Source organism: Streptomyces sp. NPDC093109, from assembly GCF_040701725.1.
Lineage (GTDB): Bacteria > Actinomycetota > Actinomycetes > Streptomycetales > Streptomycetaceae > Streptomyces.
The window spans coordinates 281,291-301,254 of the sequence record NZ_JBFBEZ010000001.1; the positions used below are offsets into that span (position 1 = coordinate 281,291).

The window sequence follows — 19,964 nt, forward strand, 5'->3', positions numbered from 1 at the left end:
AGAGGCCGGGCCGGGCGCCGTGTCGAACGAGGCAGCCGGAGGCCTACTCTTTGCTGATCCATCCACTGCTGGCCGGAAGGAGGGCGGGCCCCGTGCTGACCGGTCTCGGCTTGAACCCCATCGAGGAAGACGTCTACTTACGCCTCGTCGACTGCGGCGAAGCCACCGCCGTCGCACTCGGTGCGCTCCTCGACCACCCGGCGGACGCCGTCGTGGAAGCGCTCGGCGGGCTCGCCCGCCGCGGGCTGGTCACCGGCACGCCCGACGAACCCTGCCGCTATGTCGCCGGCCCGCCCACCGTCACACTCGGCTCGCTGCTCGCCGCCCAGCGGGACGTGCTGCACCAGGTCGAGTTCGCCATCACCGAACTGGCGGAACGCCACCGTGCCGCCGCCGGCCGTGATCTGGGCGGCCTCATCGAGATCGTGACCGGAGTGCAGCCCATCAGCCGGCGCTTCCTTCAGGTCCTGGAATCGGCCGACCGGGAGATTTGCGGCTTCACCAAGGCCCCGCCGGTCGCGGTCGGGCCGAGGGACAACCCCGCCGAGGCCGTCGTCGCGGGACGAGGGCTGCGCATGCGTACGGTCATCGAGCAGTCGTATCTGGCCGACCCCGACGCACGGGTCGACATCGACCAGGCGCTCGGCCGGGGCCAGGAGATCGCGATCGCCGCCGAACTCCCCGTGTCCATGGTCATCGCCGACTCGTCCATCGCGCTGCTGCCGGCCTTCGCCGACCCGCAGGACACACCCCGGGCCGTCCTCATCACATCGAGCGGCCTGCTGAGCCCACTCGTCACGCTCTTCGAGAAGACGTGGAACGAGGCGTATCCCCTGAACTCCCGCACGGTCAGGGAAGGCGCCCCGATACCTCACGCGGACGGCGCGCAGGACCCGGCCCAGCTCATCTCCCTCGACGCCAAGATCCTGGATCTCCTGCTGGCCGGCCTCACCGACCGCGCCGTCGCGGGCAAGCTCGGTGTGTCCCTGCGTACCGTCACCCGCAGAATCCGGCACATGATGGACCTCGCCGGCGCCGACAACCGCATCCAGCTGGGCTGGCGGGCGACACAACGCGGCTGGATCTGACCCGGCGGGCGGGTCACTCGGGGCGGACGCCCGCGTTCTCCATGACCCGCTCGGCGGCGCGGGGCCAGTCTCCGTCGCCGACAACGACGGTGCCGGTCACGGTGTTGCCGCGCAGGCCGTCGCTCAGGCTGATGGAGCCGTTGCTCGTCCAGTTGTCCGTCACCGTGAGCGCGCCCGTGTTGTTGGTGGCGTTGGAGTTCTCGTGGTTCCAGTCGCCGGTGTCGCGGAAGACGTTGTTGATGTCGGAGTAGTCGCGCGATCCCTCGTCGTGGTAGATGCCGTAGTGGCCGTTGTTGTCGGCGCAGTAGTTGCGGTCGATGAGGGCGCCCGGCGCGGCGGAGAGGGTGTAGACGCAGGCGCCGTCGTCCATCGTCCGCATCACGTCGTGCAGGTAGTTGCCGGTGACTCTGAGGTTCTTCAGGGTGGTGGGGGTGGTGTGGACGGGCTGGAAGTCGTACAGCCCGCGGTTGACGTAGTCCTGGCTGCCCCCGGGGTCGTTGGTGCCCCAGCCGTAGCCGACCGCGATGCCGGTGTAGGGCATGTCGTAGATCTCGTTGTGGGAGACGGTGGCGTCGGTGGCATAGGTGACCAGTACGGCCGTCATGTCGCGGTAGTCCAGCGCGAGTTGGTGCATCACGTTGTCGCTGATGGTGATGGACCGGTCGGTCATCCGGGGGTCGCCCGGGTGGTGGGCGTCGGCCTGGACACCGCCGACCACGACACCGCCCCCCGCGCCCTGGGTGAAGACGTTGCCGGTCACCCTGATGGTGTCGGCGCCGAGCCCGACTCCGGTGGTGTGTGCGTTGGCGTCGTTGCCGATACCGAGGGCCACCTGGCCGAGCCGGCTGAACCGGTTGCCGGTGAAGCTGATGTGGGAGGCGGCCGACACCTGCACGGCGGCCGGCATCTGGTGCCAGTGGGGACGGGTCGCCTCGAAGAGCCGGCAGCCGTACTGGCAGGAGTTCAGCGCGTCCGACGGGCGGGCCCAGGCACCCTGGACGAACGCGCCGGTCTGCTGGTTGGCATACCCCTGACCGGTGGACGGCAGCAGCCAGCTGGTGTGCGAGAACTCCAGGCCGGAGAAGGAGATACGGGTCGCGGGAGCGCCGTAGGTGCCGCCCACGGAGAGGAGTGACTCCAGCCGTGGCATCTCCACGTCGACGGTGGACATGTTCTGGCCGGGGAGGGGCTTGTAGTACAGGGTCCCGGCGCGGGTGTCCAGATACCACTCGCCCGCCGTGTCGAGGAATTCATACGCGTTCTCGATGTACAGCGGCCCCTGCCGGAAGGGGCTGCCGATGGTGTCGTACCCGAAGGTGTTGTTGTTCCAGGCCGGCTGTTCCATGGTCATGACGCCGTCGGCGATGTCCGCCACCGGGGAGTAGCGGTTGGTGAAGGAGCCGAGGGCGTTGATCTCGGTACGGCCGGGATCGGCCAGGCTGTTCAGGTACTTCAGCGCGCCGCTCGTGAAGGTGTAGCCGGCCGCGCCGGAGGTCAGGTCGGCGCGGTTCAGCCGGGTACGGGCGCGGGTGGCCTGGACGCCGTCGACGTACAGCTGCCGGAAGTCGAAGCCCGTGCCGACCTCGGCCTTCCAGATGTTCTTCGCGCGGTCCCGCAGCGTCCAGCCGGTGGCCTTCCGTCCCCCCGATATGACGGGACGGGCACCCGGCGCGGCCTTCCAGGTGACCGTGTGCCCGTTGGTGCCGGAGTCGGCCCGGGTGAAGGTCAGCGGCGCGGAGAGCCGGTAGGTGCCGCCCGCGAGCCGGACGACGATGTCGGACCTCATGGATGAGTTGAGGGACCGTACTCCCGCCTTGGCCTGCCCGATCGAACAGGGGCGGGCGGCTGAGCACGCGGTGCCGCGGCCGTCCGGTGAGGCGTGGAGGATCACCGCCTGTGCCGCGCGGACGGGCGGCGCCTGGCCCAGCGCCGTCGCGGTCACCGCGGTGAGGACCGCGATCGCGGTCAGGCAGGCTCTGCCCGCCCGGCCCCGGGACGAGGGAAACGCATGTGTGAACCGCACGTGGGCACCTTCCAGTGGCCGAACGAAGCGGCAGTTACATTAGTCGTCATACGAATTGCGGCAACAGATACTTCCCAGTAACTTCGCCGGGGCGCGGTTACGGAGCCGGGCGGCGGCCGGCCGGTGAGCGGCGGCGCTGCCAGGCGTCCTCGATGTGTGCCGTCATGGCCTGCGCGGCCCCCTCGGGGTCCCGGGCGAGCAGGCGCCGCATCAGCTGCCGGTGCTCCGCGTTGGCCAGTTCACAGGCGCGGGTGTCGGGTGCGCCGCTGTACAGGGCGGTGGTTCTGGCCTGGGTGTGGACGCTGCGGACGATGGAGCCCGCGAGCCGGTTGCGGGACGCCTCCATGATCCGGCCGTGGAAGACGAGATCCGTCTCGATGAAGCGGTGCGGCGCCCCGGTCTCCCCGTCCAGCCGCACGAGCAGCTCCTCGACGGCACGGAGATCGTCCTCCGTCGCCAGGATCGCCGCCTGGGCGGCCATCTGGGACTCCAGTGCCGATCTCACGCCCACGAGCTGGTCGAGAACCACGAGTTGGTCGTCGTGCCGGAAGGTGGCCGCCAGTACGACGGGGTCCAGCAGGTTCCAGGAGTCCTGCGGTGTGACCGTGGTTCCTGAGCCCTGTCTCGCGCGGACCAGCCCCTTGGCCTCCAGGGCCTTGACCGCCTCGCGGACGGTGGTGCGGCTGACCCCGAAGGTCTCGCACAGGTCGGGCTCGACGGGCAGCGCCGAGCCGGGAGGGAAGTGGCCCGCCACAATCCGGTCGGCGAGCGCCTCCACCACGGCGTACGCCAGCCTGGCCGGGCGCCTGGTCCAGGGCTGGAGCGCGGGCGGAGCGCCTCCACTGTCCGTGCCCCTGTCCGTCATGGCGACCGCCCTTTCCGTTCCGATGGGTGCCCGCATCCTAGCGGCACATTGCTTGACGGAATTCGTATGACGAATTATGTTGCCCAGGCATTTCCGGCTTCTCTGTGAGGTGGGACACCAGTGCGCATCACCGATGTCACGAGCTACCCGATCCGGGTGCCCGCCGCCGACCCGCCGTTCGTCTGGCGGCACGGGCTGCGGGGCAGCCCGCCGGAGGGCGAGGCCGCCGTACTGCACATCCGCACCGACCAAGGGGTCGACGGTGTGGCGATGAGCCCGCGGCGGGGCTCCGCCGTCATGCTGGCCGATCTGCTGGACCGGGTGCTGCGCGAGGAGTTGCTGGGGCAGGATCCGCTGCGGCGCGAATGGCTCTGGCACCGGCTGTGGGAGCTGGACCGCATCGAGGAACTGCCGCTGTACCTCCTCGGTCTCGTCGACACGGCACTGTGGGATCTGGCCGGGCGCCTCGCGGGCCGGCCGACCTGGGAGGTGCTGGGCGGCTACCGCACCTCCATCCCCGCGTACGCCTCCACCGTCACCTACTCCTGCGTCGCCGAGTACCTGGACATCGCCGACCAGGCGCTGGAGCTCGGCTACCCGGCCATCAAGCTGCACGCCTGGGGCGACGCGCGACGCGACGCCAAGCTGTCCGTGGCGCTGCGCGAGCATGTCGGCGACGACATCCCCCTGATGTTCGACGGCTCCGCGGGCTTCGATCTGCCGGATGCCGTGCACGTCGGGAACGCGCTGTCCGATGCCGGTTATCTCTGGTACGAGGAGCCGATGCGCGAGTTCAGCGTCACCGCGTACCGGCGCCTGGCACACGCGGTGCGCGTGCCCCTGCTCGTCGCCGAGACCTCCGACGGGGCGCACATGAACTCCGCCGACTTCATCCAGGCCGGCGCCGCCACCTTCGGCGTCCGCGCCTCCACCCAGCTGCGGGGCGGTTTCACCGGCGCCATGCGCACCGCCCACCTGGCCGACGCCTTCCGGCTGCGGGCCGAGGTGCACGGACCCGAGATCCCCAACCGGCACCTGTGCATGGCCATCTCCAACACGACCTACTACGAATCCCTGGTGATGGGGAACCCCATCACCAGGGAGAGCGGCATCGACGCCGGGGGCATCGTCCACGCCCCCGCCGGCCCCGGCGTCGCGCTGCCCGCCGGACTCGACTACCCGGCCGCGCTCCGGCCGTTCGTCGACGCGGCGACAGCCACCCCGCCCAGGGCATGACCACCGGGCGTCCCGCCCACGAACCCGTCCCGCACGATCGCCAGGCAACCCAGCGCGAACGAGGTCAGCAATGAACAACGGTGTTCGCTACTCCTCCCGTCCGTACCGCTCCCGTCCCCGTGTCAGAGGGGCCGTCGCGGCTGTCGGTGTCCTGTGTCTGCTCCCGCTCGCGGGGTGCGCCGACGCGGATCCCGCCCCCGCGGCCGACGGGGCCTCCGCAGAGTTCTCGCCCGTGCCCCAGAAAGCGGGCAGTGAGATCACCGTCTGGGCGGACGCCACCCGCGTACCGGGCGTGGAGGCGTATCAGAAAGCGCATCCGGACGTGAAGATGAAGATCGTCACGTACAGCGGCGACGCCAACGGGGCCAACGACCTGCAGACGAAGGTGCAGCTCTTCGACCGGAGCGGCAGCGGCTGGCCCGACGTCGCCTTCACCGCGAACGTCAACGACGGCACCTGGGCCTCCCGGGGCAGGACCCCCTACGCGGCCCCTCTGGACCGGGGCATCATCCCGAAGGCCACACTCAGCGGCTTCGCCGACGGCGCCCTGGACCCCTGCGTCTTCAACGGCCGTACCTACTGCGTCCGCAACGACCTGGCCCAGAACGTCCTCTGGTACGACAAGAAGCTGATGGACTCGTTCGGGTACTCCGTCCCGGCCACCTGGGAGGAGTACCAGGCCCTCGGGGAGAGAGTCGCCGACGAGCACCCCGGCTATCTCGTCGGCACCGTCGGTGACTCCTATGCCCCGGAGGTGTACTTCTGGGCGAGCCGGTGTCCGGCGAGCACGGTCACCGGCGGCAAGAAGGTCACGGTGAACCTCGAAGACCCCAAGTGCACCCGGATGGCCAAACTGCTCGACGGTCTGATCGCCAAGGGGTCGGTCTCCAAGGAGACGGTCTTCAGCGCCGGCTTCGTCAAGGACAAGGCCGACAAGGTGCTCATGCTCCCCGGCCCGTCCTGGTACGGCCAGGTGCTGTTCCACTCGACCTTCAAGACGCCCGAGGGCCGGATCGCGGCAGCCGCTCCCCCGAAGTTCGCCGACGACACCACGAACTACACCGGCAACGTCGGCGGCGGTCTGTGGTTCGTCTCCTCCCACAGCCAGAACCTCGAGGCGGCCTCCGGGCTGGTGACCTGGATGACCACCTCCAACGACTACCAGGCCACCGCGGGCACCTACCCCGCCTACAAGCCGGCCGCCACCGCCTGGCTCGCCAACCAAGCCTCGACCGGCTACTTCGCCGGTGACATCGGCCCCGTCCTCCAGCAGGCCGCCGAGCGGGTGTGGCCGGGCTGGTCCGCCACCCCGTACAGCCAGGAGGCGATCTACGCCTCCACCGTCGTCCCCGCCCTCAACTCGGGGAAGTCACTCACCAGCACGCTCGGCGCGTGGCAGACCGCCATCACCGACAGGGCCACGTCCCTCGGCTACACCGTCGGGCGGTGAGCCGACCCCATGACCGCTCCCTCGGCACCCTCCGCGCCCTCCGCGCCCCCCGGCCTCCCCGTCGTACGGCCGAAGCGCGGCGCACGCAGCGCCCGCAACCCGCTCGGCCGCGCCGGATACCTCTTCGTCTCCGGATACGTCGTCCTGCTGCTCGCCTTCGGTGTCCTGCCCACCGGGTACGCCCTCTGGCTGGCCCTGTCCAACTCCCGCGGTCAGTTCGTCGGGCTGGGCAACTTCACCCGTACCTTCGCCGACTACCGCTTCGGCCCGGCCTTCGCCCACATCGGGCTGTATCTGCTGGTCTGGCTGGGCGCGCTGATGCTCCTGGTCGTGCTGCTCGCCCTGATGCTGCACGGCCGGATGCGCCGCACCTCCTCGGCCCTGCGGTTCCTCTTCTACCTGCCGGGGGCGCTCGCCGGGGTGGCGAGTGTGCTGCTCTGGCTCATCCTGCTCGACCCGGCCTCCAGCCCGGTCGGACGGCTGCTGGAGGCCCTGGGCTGGCACACCCTCGCCCAGGTCGTCGCTCCCGGCCATCTGCCGGTGCTCTTCACCGTCATCGCCTTCTGGACCGGGGCCGGGGGCTGGATCGTGATCATGTACGGGGCACTCAACAACATCCCCGACGAGATCCTGGAGGCGGCCAGGATCGACGGCGCGAGCACGCTCCAGATCGCGCTGCGCGTCCAGATCCCGATGCTCACCAAGTGGATCGCCTACATGCTGCTCCTGGCCTTCGCCGCGGGCACCCAGCTGTTCGTCGAACCGCAGCTGGTCTCCACCGCCAGCTGGGGCATGATCCCCGACAGCTGGTCCCCCAACCAGCTCTCCTACCAATACGCCTTCCAGGCGGGCGACTTCAACGGCGCGGCGGCGCTCTCCGTCGACCTGCTCCTCCTCGGGCTCGGCTGCGCGGCACTCGTCGTCTTCCGCGCCGGGCTGTTCGACCGGGACTGAAAGGCCGTCATGACGCTCACCTCCTCCTCCGCCGACCGGACCCGGCGCACGGCATCGCGGCGGGTCCGCCCGAAGGACCTGGCCGCCCGCGCCGCGTGGACCATCGTCCTGGGCCTCTTCCTGCTGTTCTTCGTACTGCCGGTGATCTGGCTGCTGCTCGCGCCGGCCAAGAGCGACGGCCAGATCCTGCGCGGCGCCCCGTTCTCGCTGGGATCCCTGAACGGGCTCGCCGACACCTGGCACAACCTCTACAGCTTCCAGGACGGGGCCATCCTCGACTGGCTGAGGAACTCCGCCCTCTACACCTTCGGCGCGCTGGTCATCACCCTCGTCACCGGCATACCCGCCGGATACGGCCTGGCCCTCACCCGGTTCATCGGCCGCCGGCTGCTGCTGACCATCACGCTGCTGGTGATGCTGATGCCCTCGGCCGCACTGGTCCTGCCGCTGTACCTGGAGATCAACGCGCTCCATCTGGACGGCACGGTCTGGTCGGTCATCCTGCCCTTCTCGCTCTTCCCGTTCGGGGTCTACCTCACCTACATCTACTTCTCCTCCCACATCCCCGCCGACCTGCTGGCCGCCGCGCGGATCGACGGCTGTTCGGAGTGGCAGGTCTTCCGGCTCGTCGCCCTGCCGCTGGCCAGGCCGGTCGTCGCGCTGGTCGGCTTCTTCAACTTCGTCGGAAACTGGAACAACTTCTTCCTGCCGTTCGTCATGCTGCCGGACAGTTCGCAGTACCCGGCCCAGGTGGGGCTGAACAACCTGCTCACCTCGTCATCGGCCTTCAACACCTCCGCCGGCCTCGGAAACCAGATCATGCGTCCGGAGCTCGCCCTGGCCGCCCTCGTCACGGTCCTGCCCGTGCTCCTGGTGTTCCTCTTCTCCCAACGGGCCCTGGTGTCCGGCATGCTGGCCGGCGCGACCAAGGAGTGAGCACGGTGCGCAGGCGGCCTCTTCCGGGGCGCGGGAGCGGGTCGCGGGAGGGTCAGGCGTCGGGCAGTGACGCCGCGAGGTGCTCCCACGCCGCGTGCACCTGCTCACCCACCATCCCGAACTGGGTGATGACCGCGACGCAGCGGCCGTCCTCGTCGTCGAGTTCGATGGCCGAGGTCGGACCGTGCGCCGCCGTGGAGCGGACGAGGTGGCACGCGCGGACGCCCGTGAGGTCGATCTCCACCGAGCTCTCCGCGATCACCGCGAACACCCGCCCCCCGACGGTCCGGTCGGTGACGTGCACCCGCCCGCCGCACGCCTGCATGGCCGCCGGGGCGAACACCGCGACACCGACCGGCAGCCCGACGGAGCAGACGTGGTCGAGCACCGCGGGCACGACGCCTGCGTCGATCGCCCGGTGCTCACCCCGGTACCGGCCGAACGCCGCGCGCCGGGCGGCCCCGCCGTCCACGAGGACCGCGTCGAGCTGCGCGAGCTGATCGCCGCTCTCCCACGCCGGTACCTCGGGGGCCGTGGAAGGACCTGCGGCCGGCGCGCCAGCGGCGACCGTGCCGGCGAGTGAGGCCAGCAGCCGGTCCCCCTCGGAGAGCAGCCGCCCCTGGTGTACGGTCCGGCCGTCCGCGTCGTACAGATGGAGGGCGACCGTGCCGCTGCCCTCGTCCCGCGCGACCACGGCCGAGGCGACGGCCTCGCTGTCGAGGCGCAGCGCGATCGAGCCCGGGTGGACGGCGAACGCGTCGCCGCGCAGGCTCGGGAACGCGTAGCTCCCGGCCTGGTCGATCCGGGCGACCGGCCCTCCGGTGACCGCCTGGACGTACTGGAAGAGCGTCAGGCACCGCGCCAGCTCCGGCATCCGCGCGTCGATCAGCCGTACGCTGCTGTTCCGCCTGCCGCAGCAGTCGAACGCGCAGGCCCCGTACGGCTCGGGGTCGTGATCCGTCATGCTCAGTACACGTCCCGTACGTAGCGCTTGGCCCGGCGCAGGTTCGCGAGGTACTCCGCGGCGTCGTCGCCGCCGCGTCCGCGCTGCTCGGCGATGACGTCCAGGAGCGCCGCCTCGACGTCCTTCGCCATGCGGGAGGCGTCGCCGCACACATAGAGGTGGGCGCCGTCCTCCAGCCATCCGTACAGTTCGCGCGAGCGTTCGCGCATCCGTGTCTGCACGTAGACCTTCTCGGTCTGGTCGCGCGAGAAGGCGAGGTCGAGTTCGGTGAGGACGCCGCTCTCCCGCAGGCGGGTCAGCTCGTCCTCGTACACGAAGTCGGTCGCGCGGTGCCGGTCGCCGAAGAACAGCCAGTTCCGGCCGGAGGCGCCCCGCGCGGCGCGCTCGTGGAGGAAGCCGCGGAACGGCGCGATACCGGTGCCGGGGCCGATCATGATCATGGGGGCGTCGTCGTCCGCCGGGACGCCGAAGGAGGCGTTGGGCTGGAGGTAGATGCCCGCGGACGTGTCCTCGCCCACCCGGTCGGCCAGATAGGTCGACGCGACACCGGCGTACGTCCGGTGCGGGGTGCCGTACCTGACGGACGCGACGGTGAGGTGGACGCGGTCCGGGTGGGCGAGCGGGCTCGACGAGATCGAGTACTGGCGTGCCTGCAACGGCCTTAGCAGCGGCAGCAGTTCGGCGAGGCCGGGAGCGGCGGATCCGGCGTCGCGGAGCAGGTCGAGTACGTCCCTGCCCCAGAGCCAGGAGTCGAGGTCGGACCGGTCGCCGTGCGCGACGACCGAGGCGAGGCCGCTCGACGGGGCGCGCTCCACCAGATCGGCGATCAGGTCCTTCGACGGGGTGCGGATCTCGCGGTCCGTACGCAGTATGTCGGCGAGCGGCCGTCCGTCCGCCTCCTCGTCACCGCTCGCACCGAGGTGCGTCAGGAGCGCGCCGACGAGCGCGTCGTCGTTCAGCGGTACGACGGCGAGCGCGTCGCCGGCCTCGTACGTGATGCCGCTGTCGCCGAGGTCGAACTCGTAGTGCCGGATCTCCTTCGCGCCGGCCGGCCCGGACAGCAGCCGGTTCACCGCGAGGCGGGAGCGGTACGGGGTGCGCTTGTTCCAGGTGGCGGGGGTACGCGGGGGGCGCGGGGCCGGGGCCGGGCCGCCCGCCGGGGCCGCCGGGGAGGCGCCGGTCTCGGCGGCGATCCGTTCCAGGACCGCCGTCGTCCACCCGGCCGCGGGGTCCTCGAAGTCGACGTCGCAGTCGACGCGGTCGTGCAGCCGGGTGGCCCCGAGCTGCTCCAGGCGGGTGTCGATGAGCTTCGCGGCCTGGCAGAAGTCGTCGTACCCCCGGTCCCCGAGCCCGAGGACCGCGTACCGCAGCCCTTCGAGGCGCGGCGCGGTGCCGGACTGGAGCGCCTCCCAGAACAGCCCGGCGTTGTCGGGCATCTCGCCCTCGCCGTAGGTCGAGACGACGACGAGCAGGTGGGACATCGCGGCGAGCCGCTCGGGCGTGGTGTCGTCGAGCGCGGTGGCGCTCCCGCCGAGGCCGCGGGCGCGGGCCCCGGCGACGGCCGCTTCTGCGAGGAACCCGGCGTTGCCGGTCTGGGTGCCGAACAGGACGTCGACCGTCGCCGCGGGCGCGTCGGCCGCCGCGGTGCCGCGGCGGCCGGCGGCGGCGACACCGGCGAGGAATCCGGCGAGCCATGCCTCCTGACCGGCGGAGAACGGCGCGTCGACCGGGATGAGGGTGCCGGTCGGGGGCATGAGGGTCACGCGGTCACCGTCTCGGTCGGGGCCTGCGGTATCTGGTGGTGGCGGGCGGCGAAGCCCGCGAGGTCGTCGAGTGCCGCGTTCGCGAGCAGCTCGTCGAACCGGGCGGCACGGACCCGGCCGGCGTTCTTCACGGTCTGGTGGATGATCCAGCCGTAGGTGCCGGGGGCGTCCACGCTGAGGTTGTTGCGCTGCCTCAGCGCGCGCTTGTAGTCGTCCAGGCGCAGAATCGCGATCAGCGTCGCGAGCTCGTCGTCACCGAACCGTTCCAGCGTGGAGCGCAGGTACTTCACGACGCGCTGCTTGACGAAGAAGTCCTCGGTGAGCACGAGGTTCCGTACGGCCTCGGCGACCCGCGGGTCGTCCGGGCCGCTCGCTCCGGGCACCCGCTTGAGCGCGAGGTCCTGCGCGACGCCGAGCACCGTGTAGGACGACAGCAGCGAGAACATGTCGTCGCCGTCCCGGTCGCCGAAGGCCGGGGCCCGGCCGCCGAGGACGGCGCGGCGGTCGCGGTAGTCGGCCTTGAAGGCGCGGAGCTTGTCCGTCGCGATCGAGGTCGCCAGTTCGTCGAGGAGTTCCGGGCGGGTGGCGGCGGCGAGGATGTCGCCGGCGTCCTGGTACAGCAGCAGCGCGCGGGGCATCCCGCAGTACACGTGCCGCCGTTCGCCCTCCCAGTCGTGGAGCAGCCGCGCCGCGAGTTCGGACCCGGTGGCCTCCAGATGCCAGGTCAGGAGCAGCCGTACGGCCGCCTCGTGGAAGGCTCCGTGCGCGGTGTCGGTCACCGGGAACACCAGCAGCGAGTCGGCGCTCACCCGGTCGCGGAGTTCGCCCGACGGGTCGTACTGGTAGAGGAACCCGCCGCTCATGCCGTTGCCGAGGCCCTTGCCGAAGCCGCCGAGGTTGAGGACCGTACCGCCGGTCATGTACTCGCAGCCGAAGTCGCCGAGGCCCTCGACGACCGCGGTCGCGCCGGAGTTCCGTACGGCGAACCGGTCGCCTGCCTCGCCCTGTACGAACGTCCGGCCGCCGGTCGCGCCGAACAGCGCGAAGTTCCCGATGAGTACGTTGCCGCCGGGCTCCGCGCTGCCGCCGCCCGGGGCGCGGACGACGATCCGGCCGCCGCTCTGGCTCTTGCCGACGCCGTCGTTCGCGGTGCCGGTGTGTTCGAGGGTGATGCCGTCGTTGCAGAAGACACCGTACGACTGTCCGGCGGAGCCGGTGGAACGGATGAGGACCGCGCCGTCGACGAGGCGGCGACGGCCCCGGTCGTCGGTGGTGACGGCGGGCGCCGCGGCGGTGTCGTCGGCGTTCAGCTCGTAGTTGAGCAGCCGCTCGACGTCGATGCCGAGCTGACCGCCGACCGACTTGTCGCTGTTGCCGAGGTGGACGCCCTCGACGAGCAGGGCCGGCTCGCGCCGCTCGACGAGTGCGGCACGGACGCGCTCGATGAGGGCGTCGTCGGTGGTGAAGTCCTTCTCCAGGTACTCGGGGTCCGCCACCACCTTCTCGGGTACGCGCGCGAGCAGGCGCCGGACGTCGAGGCGGCCGACGCTCGCGGGGTGGTCGAGGAGTTGCAGCAGGTCGGTGCGGCCCCGGGCCTCGCGCAGGGACCGCAGACCGAGGCGGGCGAGGATCTGCCGGACGTCGTGCGCGATGTTGAGCAGGTACTGCGCCAGGGCGCGCGGGTCGCCCTCGAAGGCCTCGGCGTTGGTGGTGAGTCCGGCGGGGCACTTCACGTTGCAGTTCTTCGCCATGACACAGCCGAGCATCATGAGCGCGGTCGTACCGAACTCGAAGCTGTCGCCGCCGAGCAGCGCCGAGGTGACGACGTCGCCGCCGGTCTGGTGCGCGCCGGAACAGCGCAGGACGACCTTCTGCCGGAGGCCGTTCGCGACGAGCGCCTGGTGCACCTCGGCGACGCCGATCTCCGCCGACCGCCCTGCGTACTTGAGACTCGTGACGGCCGCGGCGCCCGTGCCGCCGGTGTTCCCGGCGACGTTGATCACGTCCGCGCCGGCCTTGGCGACACCGACCGCGATGGTGCCGATGCCCTCGGAGGAGACGAGTTTCACGACGACCCGTACCCGTGCGGCCTTGCAGTCGTGGATGAGCTGCGCGAGGTCCTCGATGGAGTACGTGTCGTGGTGCGGCGGCGGCGAGATCAGCTCGATGCCCGGGGTCCCGCCGCGGGCGGCGGCGATGTCGACGGTGACCTTGGGCGCGGGCAGCTGGCCGCCCTCGCCCGGCTTCGCGCCCTGGCCGATCTTGATCTCCAGCTCCTGGAGCATCGGGTCGGCGAGGTAGCCCGCCCAGATGCCGAACCGGCCGGACGCGAACTGCTTGATGCGGGAGCCGCGCAGTGTGCCGTACCGGGTGTGGTGCTCGCCGCCCTCGCCGCTGTTCGACATGGCGCCGACCATGTTGGTGCCGTGGGCGACGGCCTCGTGCGCAGTCGCCACCAGCGCGCCGTGGCTCATCGCGCCTGAGGCGAGCGCGGGGGTGATCTCGTGCGCGGGCCGCACCTCGGAGAGCGGGACGCTGTCGGGGGCGGCGCGCAGGAGGGTGAGCAGGTCGGCGGCGGTGCCGGTGGCGGCGACCAGGACGCCTTCGGCGTCCACGCCGAGTGCCGTGACCTCGCCGGGGTGCGCGAGCGCGAGGCCGTCGGCGAGTGCGGTGTGGCGCTCGGTGCTGCCGGGCTCCGGTGAGCCGAGCCGCAGTCGGACGGTGACCGTGCCTGCGGCCCGGTCCACGACCGACGCGGTCACCCCGCGGACGGTGACGCTCGCGTTGCCGGTCGTGGAGAACCGGCCCAGCTCGCGGGCGAATTCCTCCGGGGTGCGCAGCCCCGTGACGTCGGCGGGCAGCGCGAGTACGTCGCGGAGCGCGGACGGGCGGCGGGACCGCTCCTCGTGCGTCGTCCGGAGGAAGGCGCGGTACCCGGGGGTGATCCGGAACGCGTCGATCTCGGCGTCGCTGAGCGCGTCGTACCCGGTGTTGCGGTAGGCGGCGTCGGTGATGCCGAACGCGTCGTCGAGCTGGCCGAGTGTGAGCAGGCGCAGCGCGTCCGGGTCGCCGGGTGCGCCGTCGCCCGGCCCGTCACCGTCGGGCCCGTCCTGCCGGTGCCGGCCGAACTCCGGCCGCTCCTCGGTCATGCCGCCGAAGCCGCGTACGGCCGTGATGCCGAACGAGTGCCCGGCGCCGTCCGACCGCTCCTTGAACAGGCCGAGCAGCGGGATCTGCTGCTCGGTGGCGACCGTACGGGCCCGCTCGTGCCAGTCGGTCGCGGCCTGCGCGATGCGGGCGAACCCGACACCGCCGACCGGGGCCTCCATGTGCGGGAAGGCCCGTGCGAAAACGTCGTCGCGGGTGTCGAGGTAGTTCGGCTCGAAGAACTCGCCGCCGATGTAGCTCTCGGCGGTGCACAGTCCGACGCGGCCCATGGTCTTGGCGAGGGCCTTCTCGGCCGCCTTGCGGAACTTCGCCAGCGCCCGGTCGGTCCCGGTGATCTCGCCCGCGGGGGCGGGCGCGCTCGGATGCCGCTCCTCGGCGCGCAGCCGTGCGCTGAGACTGTAGACGGCCGAGGCGCCGAAGCCGAGCGCGGTCGCGACGTGGTGGGAGGAGGGCAGCTGCCCGCTCTCCACCACGATCGAGACGCGCAGGCGCAGCCCGGTCTCGATGAGGCGCTGGTTCACCAGGGCGACGGCGAGGATCACCGGCAGCGGCGCCCGCGTCGAGGAGATCGCCCGGTCGGTGAGGACCGCGATGCCGCCCCCTTCCGCGGCGAACCGCTCGACGCCGTCGCAGAGCAGGTCCAGTGCTGCCCGCAGCGCGTCGGCGTTGGCCCTCTCGTTCCCCGGCACCGGCTCGTAGAGCATGGCGAACCGCTCCAGCGGCACGATCCGCTGGTCGCGCAGCCGGACCATGTCGAGGTGCCCGAGCACGGGTGAGGAGACGACGAGCTGCCGGCCGCCGGCGCTTCCGGTGCCGCCGGTGCTTCCGGTGCCGTCGGGCTTGGGGCCGAGGGCGACCCGCATGCTCATGCCGTCGGCTTCGCGGATGCTGTCGAGCGGCGGGTTCGTCACCTGGGCGAAGCGCTGCGAGAAGTACTTCGCCATGCCGCCCTCGGTGTCGCTGAGCGCGTTGATGGCGTTGCCGTACCCCATCGCCGAGATCCGCTCGGAACCGTTGTCGAGCATCGGGTCGAGCATGAACCGGAAGCTCTCCTGGTTCAGCGCGTACGCCACGTACCGGCCGGCGAGCGTGAGGTCGCCGTCGTAGCCGAGCGTCGTCGTGCCGCGGTAGTAGTCGGGCGCCGGCAGGTCGTCGAGCCGTACCCGTGCCGCGTCGAGCAGTTCGCTGTACGGGCGGCGCGCGGCGAGGGAGTCGAGCACCTCGCGGGTACGCATCCTGCGCCCGGTGCGGTGGTCGACGACGAGCATGCCGCCCGCCTCGATGCGGCCCCGGTGCACGACCTCGTCGTCGGGGAACGCGACCTGCCCGGCCTCCGACGACACCATGAGGTACTCGGCGGTCTCGACGGTGCGCAGCGGGCGCAGGCCGAGCCGGTCGAGCCGGGCGCCGATGACGTCCCCGTCGCTGAAGATCACGGCGGCCGGGCCGTCGTTCTTCTCCTCGTACAGCGAGAAGTACTCCAGCATGTCCCGGACGGCGGCGGGCAGGGTGCGGTCGTTCTCCCAGGCGGGCGGCATGAGCGACACGACGGCCTCGACGAGGTCCAGGCCGTCGTCGGACACCCGGCTCTGCAGCGTCTGGTCGAGCCGGCTGGAGTCGGACTGCCCGGGCGGGCGCACGATGCTCCGGGTACGGGCACGCGCGAGGGCGTCGTCGGACAGCCGGTTCTTGCGGTCGGTGTTCAGCTCGCCGTTGTGCGCCATGAGGCGGAACGGCTGCGCCATGGTCGGGTGCGGTTCGGTGTTCGTGGAGAACCGGGTGTGGAAGTACAGCGACCGCACGGAGTGCCGCGGGTCGCGGAGGTCACGGAAGTACCCGACGATCTCGTCGGAGTTGAGCCGTCCCTTGAGCACCTGCGTCCGCGCGCCGAGCGACAGCGGGTACAGCCCGGCGTAGGTGTCGTCGGCGTAGGCGACGGCCTCGACGGCGAGCAGGGCACGGTGGGCGCCGGCGTCGACCTCGTGGCGCTCCCAGCCCTCCGGGGCCCGGAACACCCACTGCACGATGGGCAGTTGGTACTGCTGGGCCGCGGGCCTGGCGACGGTGTGGTCGACGGGTACGTCCCGTACGAGCAGCACCTCGAAGCCCTGCTCGGCGATGCTCCGGCGGACGAGGTCCATGGCGCCGTCGCGGCGCCCGGCGCCGGTCGGTACGAAGCAGTTCGCGACACCGAAGTGCCCGGCGCGCAGGTCCTCGCCGGTGAGTGCGCCGAAGAACTCCACCGACAGGTCGACGCTCACGCCGGCGCCGTCGCCGACGCCCTCGGCGGATTTTCCGCCCCGGTGCGGGATGGCGCGGAGCGCTTCGTCACCCCTGCGGATGACGTCGTGGCTCGGCGCCCCGTCGAGGCGGGTGAGGAAGCCGACGCCGCAGTCGCTGTGATCGCGGGCAGGGTCGTACAGACCGAACGGAAGCTGATTCAAGTGCGGGTCCTGTGAGCGGGTTCCGGCAGCGGACGGCCAGGCTGCGTCGGTGAAGCGCTCGCCGCGGGCGGACCGGTGTGACGGCCGAGGCCCTGAGGGGTACAAGCAGCTACGGTAAGGCTTACCTAACCCCTACCGCAAGTGTCTGGCCTGTGCGTATGCGCCGCCACACCGCCGGGTGAACCCGCGGAGGCCGGTCAGGGCCTGCGTCCGCGGAAGGTACGGCGCAGGTCGCTCACCCAGGCGTCGGGGTTCTCCCAGGGGATGAAGTGGCCGCCGTGGTCGTGGGCGTTGACGTTGACGTGGTTGAACCAGTCGGACTGCGGGCCGGACGTGAACGCCCTGACGCGCTCGTCGGCGGTGTGGATGCCGGGCGGGTTCTCGTACGTGACGAAGGTGAGGCCGACCGGGGCCTGTACGACCGGGGTGCGGTCGTGGGCGGGGGCCCAGGGGTAGCGGTTGGCGTTGGCGTAGTAACGCATCGACGTGGCGATGGAGTTGTTCACCCAGTAGATCGTGGCGTGGGTGAGCAGATCGTCCTTGGTGAAGACGGACTCGATGTCGCCGCCGTTGTCGCTCCAGGCGTTCCAGCGCTCCAGCAGCCAGGCGAGCAGTCCGGCGGGTGAGTCGCTCAGCCCGTGGGCGAGGGTGGCGCCGTCGAGCATGTGGACGGTGACGTGGGACGCGAAGTGGCGGTCCTGCTCGATGATGCGGGCGCGGACGTCGGCGGGCTGGTCGTCGGTGAGGGGCCGGTTCCGGGCGAAGTCCCAGGCGCGGGGGCCGGTGAAGAAGTCGAGCGGCAGTCCGGAGCCGATGTGGATGCCGTACAGCTCGTCGGCGTACTTGTGGCCGAGCTGGCTGGAGACGATCCCGCCGATGTCACAGCCCCCGGCGGCGTACTTCTCGTATCCCAGGGTCTCGGTCATCAGGGTGTGCCAGAGGTCGGAGACCTTCCAGAAGTTGATGTCGGGAAAGCCGGTGAGCGGGCCGGGGAAACCGAAGCCGGGCAGGGACGGCACGATGACGTCGAACGCGTCGGCGGGGTCACCGCCGAACGCGGCCGGGTCGGCGAGCGGGTCGATCACCTTCGACCAGTGCCAGAACGTCCACGGCCAGCCGTGGGTGAGGATCAGCGGCACCGGGCGGGGGCCGCGGCCGGGCTTGCGCATGAAGTGCACCGGGACGCCGTCGACGCTCACCCGGTAGTGCTCGTAGGCGTTGATGGCGGCCTCGGCCGCGCGCCAGTCGTAGCCGTCCCTCCAGTGGGCGACCAGCTCGCGCAGACTGCTGTCGGGGACGCCGTAGGCCCCGTCCTCGTTCCCCTCGTCCAGCGGCGGCCGGGTGAGTGCGAGCCGGGCGCGCAGGTCGCCGAGAACCTCCTCGGGCACATGGATCGGGGTGGGCTCCAGGGGGAAGGCGTGCGAGGTGGTCATGGCGTGGTTCCTTACCGGATGATCTGTTCCCAGGGTTCAGCGGTTCGTGGCCGATCATGCTCTCGCTCCGGACCGGCCGGCGCACGGGGGTGTCCGTCGGCGTGCACGGCGCGGCGGCGCGCCCCGGTCGGCGGCGCCGGCCCACCGGTGCGGTCACTCCGTGACGGTGGGCGGCGCGGTCAGGAACGGGCGCACCTCCAGCCACTCGTGGATCGGCCTGCCGCCCGCCCCCGGGGCGGCCGACAGCTCCCCGGCCAGCTCGACGGCGCGCTCGTAGCTGTCGACGTCGATGATCATCCAGCCGGCGACGAGGTCCTTGGTCTCCGCGAACGGTCCGTCGGTGACCGGCGGGCGCCCCTCACCGTCGTAACGGACCCACGCGCCCTCGGGGGCGAGCGCCTGACCGTCGACGAACTCGCCCGTCTTCTCCAGCCGGGCCGCGAAGTCGTTCATGTACCGCACATGCGCCGAGACCTCCTCCGGGGTCCACCGGTCCATCGGCACGTCGTTGACCGGAGTCGGAGCGCCTCGGTAGTGCTTCAGCAGCAGATACTTCGCCATCGTGGTTCTCCTCGGTACTCACGCGACCCCTTGCGGTCGCGTTCATCCCGGGGACGGAGCCGGACGCGGGCTCTCGACATCGGCGTCCGGTTCTTTCCGGGCTCGCCGGGGAGGAGCCCGCGTGTGCCGTCACGGTGCCCGGGTCCACAGTGTCGCGCGCGGGCGAGAGTTTCCGGGCAATAGCGACACGGGACACGCGTGTTCCGGGTCAGGTCTCCGGGGCCGGCGGCGCGTCGGCGGCGCCTGCGACGCGGCCGGGGCCCCGGCCGTCCCCGCTCGGGAACGCCGGGGCCCCGGGCGGGTCATCTGCGCAGCAGGAGCGAGGTCATCCGCAGCCGGCCGCTGTGGATCCATACGTCGGAGTACTCCACCGGGCGGCCGTCGGCGAGGTAGGTGACCTGCTGGAGGTACTGCACGGGCCGGCCCGTCGCCAGGGCCAGGGCGTCCGCGACCTCGGGAGAGGCGGCCTCCGCGCTGAAGGTGCGCCGGGCCGTGGCGATCTTCAGGCCGTAGGTGCCCTCCAGGACCCCGAAGAGACTCGTCGTGCTGAAGTCCACGTCCTCGATGCCCGGCGCGAGATCCGTGCGCACGAAGTTGAAGAGCAGGGCGACCGGCCCTTCCACCGTGCTGCGCACCCGGACCAGACGGAGCACAGGTGTGCTCCCGGGGGCCAGGTCCAGCAGGGCGGCGACCGGGCGGGGCGGGGCTATCAGGGAGCACTCCCGTACGACGGTGGAGGTGACGATGCCCTGGCTGGCGAAGTCCTCCGAGAGGGTGCTCAGCTTCTGGGCGATGGCCGGCTCGATCACCGTCGAGGTGACGTACGTACCGCGCCCCCGTACCTGGCGCAGCAGCCCTTCCTCGATGAGGGTGGCCAGGGCGCGGCGCACCGTGCCGCGGCTGACGCCGAATTCCTGGGCCAGCTCGGGTTCGCTCTTGAGCCGGTAGTGCGCCGGCCACTCGCCGCCCGCGATGCGCAGCCGGATGTGTTCCGAGATCTGGACGTGGATCGCCGTGGGGACGTCACGTTTGATGTCCGCAGGACCACCTTCGTCGGCCGTCGCGGTCATGCTTCTCCT

The 19,964-nt window shown here is 71.4% G+C and carries 13 protein-coding genes; 5 read left to right on the forward strand and 8 right to left on the reverse strand.

Annotation, left to right across the window (positions count from 1 at the left end):
• Nucleotides 1–92 precede the first annotated feature (92 nt).
• Nucleotides 93–1,088, forward strand: coding sequence for a helix-turn-helix domain-containing protein (locus AB0389_RS01250; protein WP_366393207.1), 996 nt, complete (start codon nt 93–95; stop codon nt 1,086–1,088).
• A 13-nt stretch (nt 1,089–1,101) separates the two neighbouring features.
• On the opposite strand, the gene AB0389_RS01255 is transcribed toward AB0389_RS01250, so the two are convergent.
• Together AB0389_RS01255 and AB0389_RS01260 are read right to left on the reverse strand one after the other, a co-directional pair.
• On the reverse strand, nt 1,102–3,111 hold the full coding sequence (locus AB0389_RS01255; protein WP_366393208.1) for a right-handed parallel beta-helix repeat-containing protein: 2,010 nt from the start codon (nt 3,109–3,111) through the stop codon (nt 1,102–1,104).
• A gap of 97 nt (nt 3,112–3,208) precedes the next feature.
• On the reverse strand, nt 3,209–3,976 hold the full coding sequence (locus AB0389_RS01260; protein WP_366393209.1) for a FadR/GntR family transcriptional regulator: 768 nt from the start codon (nt 3,974–3,976) through the stop codon (nt 3,209–3,211).
• Nucleotides 3,977–4,096: 120 nt separating this feature from the next.
• Between AB0389_RS01260 and AB0389_RS01265 the strand changes: the two genes are divergently transcribed.
• From AB0389_RS01265 to AB0389_RS01280, 4 genes are all read left to right on the forward strand, one after another.
• Nucleotides 4,097–5,212, forward strand: coding sequence for an enolase C-terminal domain-like protein (locus AB0389_RS01265; protein WP_366393210.1), 1,116 nt, complete (start codon nt 4,097–4,099; stop codon nt 5,210–5,212).
• 232 nt (nt 5,213–5,444) lie between these two features.
• A complete protein-coding gene (locus AB0389_RS01270) occupies nt 5,445–6,662 on the forward strand; it encodes an extracellular solute-binding protein (RefSeq protein ID WP_366393211.1) in 1,218 nt (405 codons plus the stop codon).
• Nucleotides 6,663–6,671: 9 nt separating this feature from the next.
• Nucleotides 6,672–7,616 (forward strand): sugar ABC transporter permease, encoded by a 945-nt coding sequence (locus AB0389_RS01275; protein WP_366393212.1) that lies wholly within the window; start codon nt 6,672–6,674, stop codon nt 7,614–7,616.
• Nucleotides 7,617–7,625: 9 nt separating this feature from the next.
• Entirely contained in the window at nt 7,626–8,552 is a 927-nt protein-coding gene (locus AB0389_RS01280; RefSeq protein WP_366393213.1) for a carbohydrate ABC transporter permease, read from the forward strand.
• Between the two features lie 52 nt (nt 8,553–8,604).
• Here AB0389_RS01280 and AB0389_RS01285 read toward each other — a convergent pair whose 3' ends face one another.
• The 6 genes from AB0389_RS01285 to AB0389_RS01310 all read right to left on the reverse strand — a co-directional run bounded on the left by AB0389_RS01285 (nt 8,605) and on the right by AB0389_RS01310 (nt 19,955).
• Nucleotides 8,605–9,516, reverse strand: coding sequence for a hypothetical protein (locus tag AB0389_RS01285; protein WP_366393214.1), 912 nt, complete (start codon nt 9,514–9,516; stop codon nt 8,605–8,607).
• 2 nt (nt 9,517–9,518) lie between these two features.
• Nucleotides 9,519–11,270: a sulfite reductase subunit alpha gene (locus AB0389_RS01290; protein ID WP_366393430.1), complete on the reverse strand. Its 1,752-nt coding sequence runs from the start codon at nt 11,268–11,270 to the stop codon at nt 9,519–9,521.
• A gap of 5 nt (nt 11,271–11,275) precedes the next feature.
• Nucleotides 11,276–16,891 carry a glutamate synthase-related protein gene (locus AB0389_RS01295; protein WP_366393215.1) on the reverse strand — a complete coding sequence of 1,872 codons (5,616 nt, stop codon included), beginning with the start codon at nt 16,889–16,891 and terminating at the stop codon, nt 11,276–11,278.
• A gap of 197 nt (nt 16,892–17,088) precedes the next feature.
• Nucleotides 17,089–18,324, reverse strand: coding sequence for an epoxide hydrolase (locus AB0389_RS01300; RefSeq protein ID WP_366393216.1), 1,236 nt, complete (start codon nt 18,322–18,324; stop codon nt 17,089–17,091).
• A 153-nt stretch (nt 18,325–18,477) separates the two neighbouring features.
• Nucleotides 18,478–18,885 (reverse strand): YciI family protein, encoded by a 408-nt coding sequence (locus AB0389_RS01305; RefSeq protein WP_366393217.1) that lies wholly within the window; start codon nt 18,883–18,885, stop codon nt 18,478–18,480.
• 302 nt (nt 18,886–19,187) lie between these two features.
• Nucleotides 19,188–19,955, reverse strand: coding sequence for a GntR family transcriptional regulator (locus AB0389_RS01310; RefSeq protein WP_366393218.1), 768 nt, complete (start codon nt 19,953–19,955; stop codon nt 19,188–19,190).
• Between the last annotated feature and the right edge of the window lie 9 nt (nt 19,956–19,964).